General features: G+C 68.0%; 9 protein-coding genes. 5 read left to right on the top strand and 4 right to left on the bottom strand.

All coding sequences use genetic code 11. From position 1 onward, the window contains the following. Window positions 1-96: 96 nt before the first annotated feature. Window positions 97-861, top strand: a complete 765-nt coding sequence (locus ASG27_RS12230) for an SDR family oxidoreductase (RefSeq protein ID WP_056417377.1) — start codon at window positions 97-99, stop codon at window positions 859-861. A 34-nt stretch (window positions 862-895) separates the two neighbouring features. On the opposite strand, the gene ASG27_RS12225 is transcribed toward ASG27_RS12230, so the two are convergent. Beyond that, a complete protein-coding gene (locus ASG27_RS12225) occupies window positions 896-2,629 on the bottom strand; it encodes a hypothetical protein (protein WP_156371525.1) in 1,734 nt (577 codons plus the stop codon). A gap of 229 nt (window positions 2,630-2,858) precedes the next feature. Here ASG27_RS12225 and ASG27_RS12220 point away from each other — a divergent pair, with 229 nt between their 5' ends. Beyond that, window positions 2,859-3,347, top strand: coding sequence for a hemerythrin domain-containing protein (locus ASG27_RS12220; RefSeq protein ID WP_056417371.1), 489 nt, complete (start codon window positions 2,859-2,861; stop codon window positions 3,345-3,347). Between the two features lie 183 nt (window positions 3,348-3,530). On the opposite strand, the gene ASG27_RS12215 is transcribed toward ASG27_RS12220, so the two are convergent. Both ASG27_RS12215 and ASG27_RS12210 read right to left on the bottom strand, forming a co-directional pair. After that, a complete protein-coding gene (locus tag ASG27_RS12215) occupies window positions 3,531-5,648 on the bottom strand; it encodes a putative bifunctional diguanylate cyclase/phosphodiesterase (protein WP_235504025.1) in 2,118 nt (705 codons plus the stop codon). Between the two features lie 325 nt (window positions 5,649-5,973). Continuing rightward, window positions 5,974-6,996 (bottom strand): helix-turn-helix domain-containing protein, encoded by a 1,023-nt coding sequence (locus tag ASG27_RS12210; protein WP_162240447.1) that lies wholly within the window; start codon window positions 6,994-6,996, stop codon window positions 5,974-5,976. A 201-nt stretch (window positions 6,997-7,197) separates the two neighbouring features. Between ASG27_RS12210 and ASG27_RS12205 the strand changes: the two genes are divergently transcribed. After that, window positions 7,198-8,136, top strand: coding sequence for a SphA family protein (locus ASG27_RS12205; protein WP_056417362.1), 939 nt, complete (start codon window positions 7,198-7,200; stop codon window positions 8,134-8,136). 2 nt (window positions 8,137-8,138) lie between these two features. On the opposite strand, the gene ASG27_RS12200 is transcribed toward ASG27_RS12205, so the two are convergent. Further along, window positions 8,139-9,281, bottom strand: coding sequence for a helix-turn-helix transcriptional regulator (locus ASG27_RS12200; protein WP_056417359.1), 1,143 nt, complete (start codon window positions 9,279-9,281; stop codon window positions 8,139-8,141). A gap of 162 nt (window positions 9,282-9,443) precedes the next feature. On the opposite strand from ASG27_RS12200, the gene ASG27_RS12195 reads away from it, so the two are divergent. Together ASG27_RS12195 and ASG27_RS12190 are read left to right on the top strand one after the other, a co-directional pair. After that, complete coding sequence (locus tag ASG27_RS12195; RefSeq protein ID WP_056417356.1) at window positions 9,444-11,108, top strand: amidohydrolase; 1,665 nt, start codon at window positions 9,444-9,446, stop codon at window positions 11,106-11,108. Next, a complete protein-coding gene (locus tag ASG27_RS12190) occupies window positions 11,105-12,172 on the top strand; it encodes a CobW family GTP-binding protein (protein ID WP_056417353.1) in 1,068 nt (355 codons plus the stop codon). Before ASG27_RS12195 ends, ASG27_RS12190 begins: the two co-directional genes overlap by 4 nt.

Here is a 12,172-nt window from a genome sequence, read left to right as displayed (position 1 = left end):
GGCGAGACCCGATCACGCACAATGACGGCTCACCATCCGCCGGCCCGCCCTGCACATTCCGGGGTCCGCCGAGCACGCCATCAAGGAGCATTCCACATGAAGCAGCAGAGAGTCGCCGTCGTCACGGGCGCAGGTTCCGGAGTCGGCAAGGCCGTGGCGCTCGCCCTGGCGAGCGATGGGTACAGCGTGGTCCTTGCCGGGCGGCGCAGCGCGTTGCTCGATGAGGTGGCGGCACAGGCCCAGGCTCTGTCCGGCGCGGACGAGCGGATGCTGTGCGTGCCCACCGATGTGGCCGACCCTGCGGCCGTGGAGCGGCTCTTTGCGCAAACGGTGGCCCGATTCGGCCGCGTGGATCTGCTGTTCAACAACGCCGGACGCGGCAACCCGCCGGGGTCTTTTCTCGACTGGACGCCACAGCAGTGGCGCGATGTGGTGGACGTGAACCTGAACGGCATGTTCTATTGCCTGCAGCAGGCCTTTCGCGTCATGCGCGACCAGGCCCCGCAGGGGGGCAGGGTCATCAACAACGGATCGATCTCTGCCCACACGCCCCGGCCCAACTCGGCCGCCTACACCTCCACCAAGCACGCCGTCATGGGCCTGACCAAGACAGCGTCGCTCGACGGTCGCCAGTACAACATCGCGGTGGGCCAGATCGATATCGGCAACGCCATGACGGACCTGGCGTCGCGCATGGCCAAGGGCGTTCCGCAGGCCAACGGCGACATCGCGGTGGAGCCACTGATGGATGTGGACATCGTCGCCCAGTCCGTGCTGTACATGGCCAACCTGCCGCTCGAAGCGAACGTGCTGTTCCACACGGTGATGGCCACCAAGATGCCTTTCGTCGGCCGCGGCTGACCTGCCGCGCTGCAGTGCCGCTCGCCTGGGCCCGTCAGGCGCCGGAGACCTGCAGCACCAGGGTGTGCAAGGCGTCGAGCGTGTCCTGCCGATCGCGTTCGGACGCTTCCTGGTCGCGCTGCTGGCGCTTCAGCTCCTTGATCAGGGGCAGCAGGTCCTTGTAGCTCGACTGCTGGCCTGGCGTGGTCTGGCTGCCCACCACCTGGTTGTTTTCGACCTTGAGGCTGTGCAGCGATTGCGATGCCTGGTGGGTCAGCGTGGCCCGCGTGGGCTCGTCATCGTCATAGGCCAGCCGCATCTCGGTCGTGCTGCTGTCCTCCACCGTGTTGTAGTAGTAGTTCTGCGACGCGGCGGTGGAGTCGAACTTGGGCGCGGCCGAGCTCAACAGCGACTGGTGGTATGCGGCCGAGAGCTTGGACGTTTGCGTCTGTGCGACGGCGCGGGTGCCGCGCGAGGTTCCGGCAATGTCGGTGGACTGGTTCAGCGTGTACTGAAATTGATCCCGCTCCTGCGTGCGCCGCGGGTTGGTGGCGCGCGTGGTGGCCGCGATGCTGGCATGAAAGTCTGCCAACCCCGTCATGAGGCTCTGGTCCTCGGCACTGAACGCTTGCGCATCGCTGCGCAGCGGCAGCGCGCCCGGACTGATGCCCAGGCGGCTGCTGTCACGGCCCTCGCTGGGGTAGCTCGCGTGCATGGCAGAGAAGGTGGACTTGAACAGCTCCACCAGGCCAGGGTTGGCCCGGCCACGCTCTGCGGCCTGATCGATGCGGCCCAGGTACTGCGCCACCGCCCTGTCCTTCTGGGCAGCACTGCCCCACTGCGCAGGCTGCCGGAGGTCGGTGTTCATCGCCACCACGCCTTCGCGCGTCTTGATCTCGACCTCGCGGCGGCTGGCATCGAGCCGCAGGTCGGCGCCCAGTTCCAGCACCCGCTTGCCTTCGTTGTCGAAGCCGTAGCGCTCGAACTTGAGCTCCACGCGCCCGAGCGCCTTGCTGTCGAACTGGAGCAGTTTTTCCAGGTCGAGCCGCGGCTCGTCGCCTGCCAAGCCCTGCACGGCTGCGTCGAACCCTGCCGCCAGGGCCTTGAGCGCATCGCGCTCCTGCGCGGTGAGTTCACCGTCCACTTCGATGGAGACCGACATCCCGGACCCGGTGGGGCTGTATTCCTTCTGGTCCGTGATGGACAAACGCACTTTCGCGCCCGAGGCGGTCTCGATGGACAGCTCCGCACTGGCGCTGGGCCTGCTTTGGAAGGCCCACAGCGCATCGGCGGCCTTGCGCTGGATCTGGCCGGGCGAGTAGGCCGCACCGATGTTCATGATGGTCTGGCGGTACCCTGCCCCCGTGCTGGCCACCTGTTCCAGCAATGCGCTCCCCACACCCGCCAGCCGCCCCTGCTGCGTCGTTCCACTGGCGTTGCGGCCCATGATCTCGGCCAGCGCATCATCGGGCGCCTGTTCCCAGACCTGCATCTGACCGCCGCGGGTCTGCACGTTCAGGAGTGCTTCATAGGTGGCTTGCGCCGTCTCCAGGCTGCCCGGCATCTGCGTGACATGCAGGAAGCGCTGATCGCCCCCCGCCGTGCTGGCGGTGTAGGCAGCCGTTGCGCTGCCCGGCGTGTACGACGTGACGGGCACGGACCGGGCGGAGGCATCGGGCCCGCCGGCGGCAGGCGACGGGGACGCCACCGACACCGACGACGCGCCCATGGAGCTGCGCACAGGCACGGGCACGGCCGCAGAGGGAGTGGCAAGGCCTACAGTGCTCATCTTCGATGCTTCTCCTCCGCTGTTATCTGAGGGTTATCGGCAGATGGCGCGACAACTGAAGCGTAGATCGCAAGGCGGCGACCGGCATCGCCGGCCATGCAGGCGCGCCTGCAGCGGTGCGCATCCGGGGTGATGACGGAAAGCAAGGGTGTGCGCCTACAAAAGCGCCTGCGCCGCATCCTGAACATGGGTGTTGCATATCCATATCAACCCCACAGGAGTTTTCCCCATGCCTACCAGCCAACGCCAGAAAGACGTGTGCGATCTGCTTGATGCCGACCACAAGGCCGTCAAGAAGATGTTCAAGGATTTCGATGCTCTGACCGAATCCAAGGCGCGCAGCGCCGCCCAGTCGCGCCTGGACCTCGCGCGCCAGATTTGCATGGAGCTGACGGTACATGCCCAGGTGGAAGAAGAAATCTTCTACCCCGCAGTGCGCAATGCCATCAAGGAAACCGACCTGATCGCCGAAGCGGAAGTGGAGCACCAGACCGCCAAGGACTTGATTGCCCAGATCGAAGCGGCCGAGACCGCGGACGAAGAGTTCAACGCCAAGGTGAAGGTGCTGGGCGAATACATCGACCACCATGTGAAGGAAGAGCGCAACGAGATGTTCCCGAAAGCCCGCGCGGCCAAGAAGCTGGACCTGGTGGCGATGCGCGACGAGGTCGAGGCCCGCAAGCAGGAACTGATGGACGAACACCTCGCCGCGGCTTGAAGATGAGCGTCAAGAAGAGCAGCTGCGCAGCTGCACGGCACTGAGGACCACGGCCCAGAAGCCCAACACTCCGCATATGCGGGCTGTTGGGCTTTTTGTTTTCTTCTGCGGTGAAGATGGGCCATTGCAGCCAGGCGGTACTGGCCGATGCCTGCGCCAGACCGGAACTCACCGCGCCGGCTTTCACGCCCTTTGCGCCATCACTTGCGGGGTATGCAGATGGAACGCCTCGGAAAATTCGTAGGCAGACACCGGTCGGCTGAACAGGTAGCCCTGCCCCTCCTCACAGCCGATGCGTTGCAGATAGTCGCGCTGCGCGGCGGTCTCGATGCCTTCTGCCACCGTCTCCAGGTTGAAGCTGCGGGCCATGTCCTGGACGGCGCGCACCACGGCAGTGTCACGCGCAGACTCCGGCGTGTTCTGCACGAATGACCGGTCGATCTTCAGGCGGCTCAGCGGGTACTTCTTGAGCAGGCTCAGCGATGCGTACCCGGTGCCGAAGTCGTCGAACGCAATGCCCACCCCCATGTCGCGAAGCTGGTGCAGCACCCCCAGCACCAGGTCGTCATCGTCCAGCACGATGTTCTCGGTGATCTCGAGCTCCAGGGCCTGCGGCGGCACACCATGTCTTTGCAGCGCAGCGGCCACCTCCGCCACCATGTCGTTCACCCTGAACTGGGCGCTGAACAGATTCACCCCCATGCGAAAGTCGCTGGCACCGCTGCGGCGCCAGCGTGCCGCTTGCGCGCACGCCTCGTCCAGCACCCAGAAGCCCACCACCGCGGCCAGCGGGCCGCTCTCGAGCGCGGGCAGAAAGGCCGCTGGCGACAACAGGCCCCGCTGCGGATGTTGCCAACGGATCAGCGCCTCCGCGCCGCGCAGCGCACCGTCGCTCAGCCTGATCTGCGGCTGGTAGAACAACACGAACTCGCCCTCGCTGACGGCGCGGTGCAGCTCGATGCTGTAGAGCCTGCGGGCCGCGGCCTCCATGCGCAGGTCCGCCACGTACGCGAACACCTGTCCGCGCCCGTGGCTCTTGGCTTTGAACAGCGCGAGGTCCGCATTGCTGAACAGCTCCAGCGCCTCGTGCGCGTCGTGGGGCGACGTGGCCAGGCCGCAGCCCGCCGTGATGAGAATCTCCTGCCCGTTCACACTGACCGGGTCGGCTAGGCTCTCGACCATGTTTCGGGCGACCGCGGTCGACTCCGCGCGGCTGGTGCACCCGGGAATGAGCACCGCAAATTCATCCCCACCGGTGCGCGCCACCGTGGCCAGGGAAGGGGCGCACTCGACCAGCCGCCGGGCGGCCTCGCGCAGGACGGCATCGCCTACCGCAGGCCCCAGCGCGTCGTTCACCTCCTTGAAGCCATCGATATCGATGATCAGCAGGCAGGCCCCCGCAGGCCCGGCCATCGCTTCTTCCATGCGCCGATACAGGCTCGCGCGGTTGGCCAGTGCTGTGAGCAGGTCGGTGGTGGCCAGCCTGCGAAGCTCGGCAGAATGCGCGTGGCTGTCCGACAGGTCGTGCAGATGCGCATGGAAGGTGAGCTTGCCCTGGTCGGTCCAACAAAAAAGCGCCAGCCCCAGAGGAAACTCCGAGCCGTCCTGGCGCACGCCGCGCAAGCCGTCGGGCACCACCAAGCCATCGGCCGTCCCGGCGGTGGCAGCCTGGGCCACGAGCTGCGCCACGGCGTCGCGGTGGCGCTCCGCCAGGAAGCTTGGCATTATCCGGCCCGGGCCGTCTGCCGCCGTGTACCCGAAGATGGCCGCGGCGGCCCTGTTCCAGGCCATGATCCGCAGGCCCTCGTCAAACCACACCACCGCCGTGGGCGAGGTGCGGGCATCTGCGCCGAAGGGCTGGCGCGCCCGCTCCGTGGAGTGCTCCAGCCTGCGCAGTTCGAGACGGTCGCAGGCCATCTGGGCCAGGTCCGACAGACGCGCGCGGTCATCGTCCGAGAAATCGAAATGCGGCACGCTGTCGAGCACACACAGCGCACCGAGCGGCAAACCAGCCGGCGAGTACAGCGGCACGCCGGCGTAAAACCGAACGCCCGAAAAACCGGTGACCAGCGGGTTGTCGTAGAAGCGCGCATCGCGGGTCGCGTCCGGCACGACCAGCACCTCGTTCTTGGCGATGGCATGCGCGCAAAACGACACGTCTCGCCGCATGTCCACCCGCTGCCCCTCGAAACCCGTGCTGGCGGCAAAGAACACATGGTCGTCGCCCACGAGGTTCACGGCGGCCACCGGCATGCCGAACACCCTGGCGGCGATCTGCACCACGGAATCGAGGCTCGGCAAGGGGCGGTCGCTGTGAAGCCCGTAATCGGAAAGCGCCTGAAGACGTGCGGCTTCTGACTCCAGAACAGGGGGGCACTTCACTACGCTTCCTCCAAGTGGGGTGTTGCCATGGTCGCGCGGGTCCCCACGCGGGCATGCGACCAAGGTGGATGGGTGAAATGGTGCCAAAACCTGGCGGACTTGCAAGTTTTAAAGCGCACCGAGAACACGCAAAGGATCCCTATCGGTCGCCAACCACCGCAAGTGCGGCCGGATTGCGTTACATCTTGCAGTCTTTGTGCAGCGACATTGCCGCGTGAATACCCGAAAGCGGCGGCAGGAGCGTTCAGCCTCCAGCCGTGCCTGCGGCCTGTCGCAGGGCCAGCGTCCTGGACGGCAGCTCTCCGAACTGGCGACGATAGTCCGCGGCGAACAGCCCCAGGTGCCAGAACCCCCAGCGCGCCGCAGCATCGTGAACGCCGCCGCACTGGCGGTGGCCCGCCCGCAGCTGGCTGCGCGCGGCATTGAGCCGCAGCACGCGCAGATAGCGCGCAGGGCTCATGCCCACGATGTCCTGAAAGCAATAGTTGAGCTTGCGCAGGCTCGCGCCCACGTGGCGGCAGATGTCGGGAAGCGAAGGCGGGTCGTCCGGGCGCTGCATGATCATCTCCCGCGCCCGGTGCACGATGCGCCGGCGCAAGGCGATGGATTTCAGGTGCGAGGTATCTGCCCGCAGCGGCAGCGAGTCCAGAAACGCCAGCAAAGTCTCGTCGCGCATCCGCGCCATCCCCTGGGGCGTTCCCGCGGCGGGCTGATCTTCAGCACGCGCCACGGCAAAGGCCTGGTGGAGTTGCGCACGCAGTGCCTGCGCGACGGCCGGGTCCACGGCCACCGCCAGTTGTTGATCGAGCCACGGGGCCACGGGGCGGTCAAAGATCCGCTGCGAGAGTTCCTCGACCACATCGCAGTCCACCGAGAAGGCGCCGATCTGCGACGCGCCGCTGTTGCACAGATCCAGGTCATCGCCCCTGCCCACCAGCAGCGCGCCCGCGCCGAAGCGCTGGCCGTTGCAGATGGCTTGGCCATCGGGCTCCAGCACCATCGCGAATCCATACATGTGCCGCCCGATCTCGCCCCGCTGGCGCACGGACCGGTTCATGGTCTCGCGGACCATGTACGCGCCGGGCAGCGCGATGTGCTCCACCCGTCCCTGGAAAACGCCTTGCGAGAGCTGCTCGTACTGCAGCGCCCACTGCGGCAACGAGCTCGCGTGCTCCTGCACATCCGCGGTATCGGCGCGGTGCTGCCCCAGGCGCATGCCGGCTTCGCCTGGCGGCACGGGGCCGCTTTCGTCCTGCGTGTTTCTCACCAACGATCCTCCTTGCATGCCCCGCGGGGCCACCACGGTGCGGGCCTGAAATATCGGCGAGCGCCCGGCATGCAGGTCCCCGAAGAAACCCCTACCGCGGCATATCCCGTTTGGTAGGTGCCGCCGCCCTGCCCCCTGCCTAACCTTCTGGCACAGACAGACGCTTTCTTCCACCCACCCTCCCTCCACGAGACGCATTCCATGCAAATTTCATCCATCCGCCCGCGCAATTACCTGGTGACGGCCGGCATCCTGGGCCTGGCCTGCGCAGCGCAAGCCGTCGAGAACGGCGCCCCGATCACCCCCATCGGGGTGTTCGATTTCGGCGCCGGCATGCTGCCCCCACCATCGGATGTGGCGACCGTGGGGGTGCGCGCCGCGCAGTACAGCGCGACGCGCCTGAAGGACACGAACGGCAATGCTTCGCCCGTGGGCATCAAGATCCGGGCGACCAGCGTCGGTGCAGCCGTGGTGAAGATGACGGACACGCCCTTGCTCGGCGGCACCTACGGCTTCTCGGCCGTCGTCCCGTACCTGGACATGCGAAACCGCCTGAATGTGCCCACGCCAGTGGGCCCGCTGGCGCTCAGCGGCGAGAACCGGGCCATTGGCGACGTGCAGGTGGCACCGGTGATCGTGAAGTGGACGCCCTCGCCCGGCGTGTTCATGAACGCCCGCGTGGAGCTGCAGCTGCCCACTGGCTCGTACGACCGCACCCGCATCATCAACGCAGGCACCAACCACTGGACGGCGTCGCCCACGTTCGCGTTCACCTACATCACGCCCGGCGGGTTCGAGGTGTCGTCCAACATCCAGGTCAATGTGCACGGCAAGAACAAGGACACGCAGTACCGCTCGGGCATGGAGTACCAGCATGACTTCGCCGTGGGCCAGCACGTGGGCCCGTGGACGTTCGGTATGGGCGGCTACCTGTACAGGCAGCTCACCGACGACAAGGTCAATGGCGTGCGCTTCCAGGACGGGAACCGCTCACGCGTGGTGGCGCTCGGCCCCAGCATCAGCTTCTTCGAGCTGGGCTCCGACTGGCCCCTGGTCTGGGCGCATGTCTACAAGGAGTTCGGCGCCCGCAACCGCTCGCAGGGCACCCAGTTCGCCGTGCGTGCGGCCTGGACGTTCTGAGCTCAGCGAACCCTCCACCTGTCCGGCCCCGACAGATGCGCAGCCGCAGACGACAGCACCAGGCGCACCAGGTCGGACTGGCGATGCTGGCCGGTCTTGGCCTGTATCTGCTTGAGCTGCACGCGTGCAGTGCCCACCGACACGCCGCGCTGCACGGCATAGTCCTCCACGGAGCTGCCGGTCGCCAGGGCCGCGAGCAGGCGGGCCTCGGTCGGCGTCAGGCCGAAGAGGTTTTCCAGCGCGCCGGGCGGCAGGTCCAGCGTCTGGTCGGCGGCCGAGATGACCAGCATCAGCGCCCCGGGTTCGCCCGCGGCCTGCACGGCCACGTGCAGCGACTGCGCGCCCTGCCCCATTCGGATGTAGCCGACTTCTTGCCCGGGTGCGCTCTGCACCTTGGCAAGCTGGTCCAGCAGCCGGCGCGTCTCCACCGTGCTGCGGCCCTGCAGGGATTCGCCGCGCAGTGTGAGGGCCGCCTCGGGCCCGAGCAAGGCCAGGGCCTGGCGGTTGGCCCACTGCACACGGCCCTCGTCGTCGCTCAGCACGATGCCAAAGCGCAGCGCATCCATCAACTCGCGCAGGCGGTCATCACGCTGCACCGACGCGTTGAGCTGCTCGGTGAGCAGGAACGCCTGGCCGAAATGCGGCGCCAGATCGGCCAGCCGGTGGGCGTGCTGCTCGCTGAAATCTCCCGAGTCCTGCACCGACCGGTGCAGCGCCAGGCCCAGGTACACACCACGGCCGACATCCTGCAACGTGCCGATGAAACGGCCCAGGCCCAGCATGGCCAGGCGCTGCTCGAGCTGGGGCCGCGCTTCGTCCCCGGGGTCGAACAGCACTTCATCGCCGGCCACGCGGTCCAGCCCGCGCAGCGCCCGGTGCAGATTCAGCCGCGGGTTGTCGCCATCGGCCAGCCCGTGGGGCTCCCTGGCCAGCCCGGCCAGGGTCCGCGAATCGCGGGCCGACCACAGGATGCACGCGCGCCCCTGCTCGAAGCGGAATGCCTGCACCACCGCCGAGCACGCGCCAGTGGACAGGCACAGCCTGTCCAGCGACTGGGTCCAGCGCGCCGGTTGCGCGGCACTGGCGTACAGGTCCAGCAACAGTTCGTCGGGCTTGCTCAGGTATGCAGAGGCACTGTGGCTCATAAAAAAGAAATGAATTCGATGGCCGGCGTCGCAGGTCGCACCCAACGCAGTGCGCCAACGCCAGCCTGCACCCACCACAGGCCCTGAGCGTACCGATTGCCGCCAGACGCGCCACGGTGGATTCCCTCGTTGTTCACCCCATCGACCTACAGACACCTGCCCATGACCACTGACACGCCCATGCTGCCGAGCCTGATTCTTTGCCACCCGCGCATTTGCACGATGGCGGCCGATCGCCCCTGGGCCGAAGCAATTTCCGTGCAGGAAGGCCGCATCGTGGCCGTCGGCACCCTGCAGGAAGCCCAGGCGGCACTGCCCGGCGCACGGGTCGTGAACCTGCCGGGCGCCATGGTCGTGCCCGGCCTGGTGGATGTGCACAACCACTTCGTCTGGGCCGGCCGGGCCGAGCTGTATGAAATGTTCGTGCCGCCGGTGTTCAGCCTCGACCAGGTGCTGGCGGCGGTGCGGGAGGCCGCGTCCCGCAAGGCCCCTGGCGAATGGATCGTGGGCGGCATCTGGGGGTCGTCGCTGATGGACCAGCTCGACCACGCTGCCCGCGAGCGGCTGGACGCAGCGGCGGGCGGCCGCCCCGTGATGCTGCGCGACGACTCCCACCACAACCGCTTCGTCAGCTCCGCCGCACTGGCCGCAGCGGGCATCGCGCGCGATACCGCAGACCCCGCCAATGGCCGCATCGTGCGCGATCCGGCCACGGGCGAAGCCACCGGCCTGCTGCTGGAGGCCGCCTGCAGCCTGGTGGAGATTGCGCTGGCCAAGGCCATGGATGCCACGCCAGAGCTGGACATCGAAGCTGCCGCCCATGCGGTGCGGCGCCTCAATGCCTGCGGCGTCACCGGCATGCAGGAGGCACTGACCACCCGCGCCGTGCTGCGTGCCGTCAAGGGCCTGGAAGACCAGGGCCAGCTGAGCGCCTGGGTGGTGGGATCGGTGCCGGTGACCGACGCGCCGCTCGCCCCCGGCGAGGCGGGTGAGGAGTTGCTGGCGCTGCGCGATCAGTTTCGCACCCGGCATTTCATGCCCGACGCGGGCAAGATCTTCCTGGACGGCGTACCCACCTCGCGCACCGCCGCCATGCTGGAGCCGTATCTGCCCGACGCGGTGCACGGCTGCTGCTTTCGCGGCGGCACCACCCTCACCGTGCCGCAGCTGGCCAAGGTGCTGGCCGACAGTGAACGGCGCGGCATCCGCGTGAAGATCCACTGCACGGGCGACGCGTCCACGCGCGCGGCGCTCGATGCGATCGATGTGCTGCGCAGCTTCAACGGCCCGGGCCTGCGCCACCAGATCGCCCACGCCAGCTTCATCGACCCGGCCGAGATTCCGCGCTTTGCCGAGCTGGACGTGGTGGCCGACCTGTCGCCGCCGCTGTGGTTTCCGAGCGTGATCATCGACGCCATCCGCACCACGGTGCCCCAACCCCGCGTGGACCGGGTCGCGCCCATCCGCTCGCTGATCGATGCCGGCGCGCTGGTGGCTGGTGGATCGGACTGGCCCGTGGTCCCCGACCCCAGCCCCTGGCCCGCCATCCAGGGCATGGTGACGCGCAGCGACCCCACCGGGCGCCTGCCGGGCACCTTGTGCCCCGAAGAAGCGATCACCGTGGAAGAGGCCCTCAGCGCCTACACCCTGCAGGCGGCGCAGGCCATCGGGCTGGGCCACCTCACGGGTTCGCTCGAAGTGGGCAAGTCCGCCGACCTGGTGGTGCTGGACACGCACCTGTTCGAGGCGCCGCCGCACCAGCTGGGGGCGACCCGCGCCCTGCAGACCTGGTTCGAGGGCCGCTGCGTGCACGGGGCGGCCGCATGACAGACGACCCGCGCCTGTGCGTCCTGGTGCTGACCGGCTTTCTCGGCAGCGGCAAGACCACGCTGCTGCAGCAACTCATGCAGCGCCCGGAATGGAGCGACACCGCCGTCATCGTCAACGAACTGGGCGAGATGGGCCTGGACCACCTGCTGGTGCAGCACGTCGCCCCCGACGTTCAGGTGCTGCCCAACGGGTGCGTGTGCTGCACGGTGAGCGAAGACCTCGTCGACACCCTGACCGAACTGCACGCCCGCCGGCAGCGCGGCGAGCTGGCATTCGCCCGCGTGGTGGTAGAGACCACCGGGCTGGCGGACCCCCTGCCGCTGCTGCACACGCTGGCCACGCACGACGCGCTGGCGCGCCGGTTTCGGGTGTCCGGGGTGGCTGTGACGGTGGACGCCTGCAACGGTGCCGCCACGCTGCAGCGCCATGAAGAGGCGCGCCGGCAGGTCGCCATGGCAGACACCCTGCTGCTGACCAAGACCGACCTGGCCGGTGCGCCAGCGCTGCAGGCACTGCAGCAATGCCTGGCCCGTACCAACGGCAGCGCACCGCAGCACCTGGTGGTGCAAGGCCAGCTGGATTCGGCGCATCTGCAGGACCTGGAACACCAGTTCCTGGCACGCCCGCGCAGCAGCCCCGGGCTGCCCGGCATCGGCCGCGGATGGCTGCTGCGCGGAGCGCCAGGCCAGGAGCCCCCGCTCTCGTCCGTTCTGCACCGATTTGCGCCGCCCCATGCCACGGACATCGTCACCGAGTGCTTTGCCCTCGACGAGCCGCTGCAGGCCGATGTGTTCCAGCACTGGCTGGAAATGATGGCTGCCATGCGGGGAGACCACATGCTGCGCTTCAAAGGCCTGATCCAGGCCGCCGATGACCCGGACCGGCCGCTGGTGGTGCATGCCGCGCAGCACCTGGTGCACCCGCCCCGGCGGCTGCCTGCCTGGCCGGGCGCGGACCGACGCTCGCTCCTGGTGTTCATCACCCAGGGGATGGAGCCCGGGCTCATCGCCCGAACGCTGCAGAAATTCACCGGCGCCCTCGCCGTCGCTTCCCACGCCTGA

The sequence above is a fragment of the Acidovorax sp. Leaf191 genome (genome assembly GCF_001424425.1).
Lineage (GTDB): Bacteria > Pseudomonadota > Gammaproteobacteria > Burkholderiales > Burkholderiaceae_C > Acidovorax.
The sequence above is the reverse complement of the archived record's forward strand: the minus strand, read 5'-3'. Positions and strand labels throughout refer to the sequence as shown.

Bases quoted from the DNA above. Each gene is read 5' to 3' on its own strand.
- ASG27_RS12230 (WP_056417377.1), top strand. From the start codon at position 97: ATGAAGCAGCAGAGAGTCGCCGTCGTCACGGGCGCAGGTTCCGGAGTC.
- ASG27_RS12225 (WP_156371525.1), bottom strand. From the start codon at position 2,629: ATGAGCACTGTAGGCCTTGCCACTCCCTCTGCGGCCGTGCCCGTGCCT.
- ASG27_RS12220 (WP_056417371.1), top strand. From the start codon at position 2,859: ATGCCTACCAGCCAACGCCAGAAAGACGTGTGCGATCTGCTTGATGCC.
- ASG27_RS12205 (WP_056417362.1), top strand. From the start codon at position 7,198: ATGCAAATTTCATCCATCCGCCCGCGCAATTACCTGGTGACGGCCGGC.
- ASG27_RS12200 (WP_056417359.1), bottom strand. From the start codon at position 9,281: ATGAGCCACAGTGCCTCTGCATACCTGAGCAAGCCCGACGAACTGTTG.
- ASG27_RS12195 (WP_056417356.1), top strand. From the start codon at position 9,444: ATGACCACTGACACGCCCATGCTGCCGAGCCTGATTCTTTGCCACCCG.
- ASG27_RS12190 (WP_056417353.1), top strand. From the start codon at position 11,105: ATGACAGACGACCCGCGCCTGTGCGTCCTGGTGCTGACCGGCTTTCTC.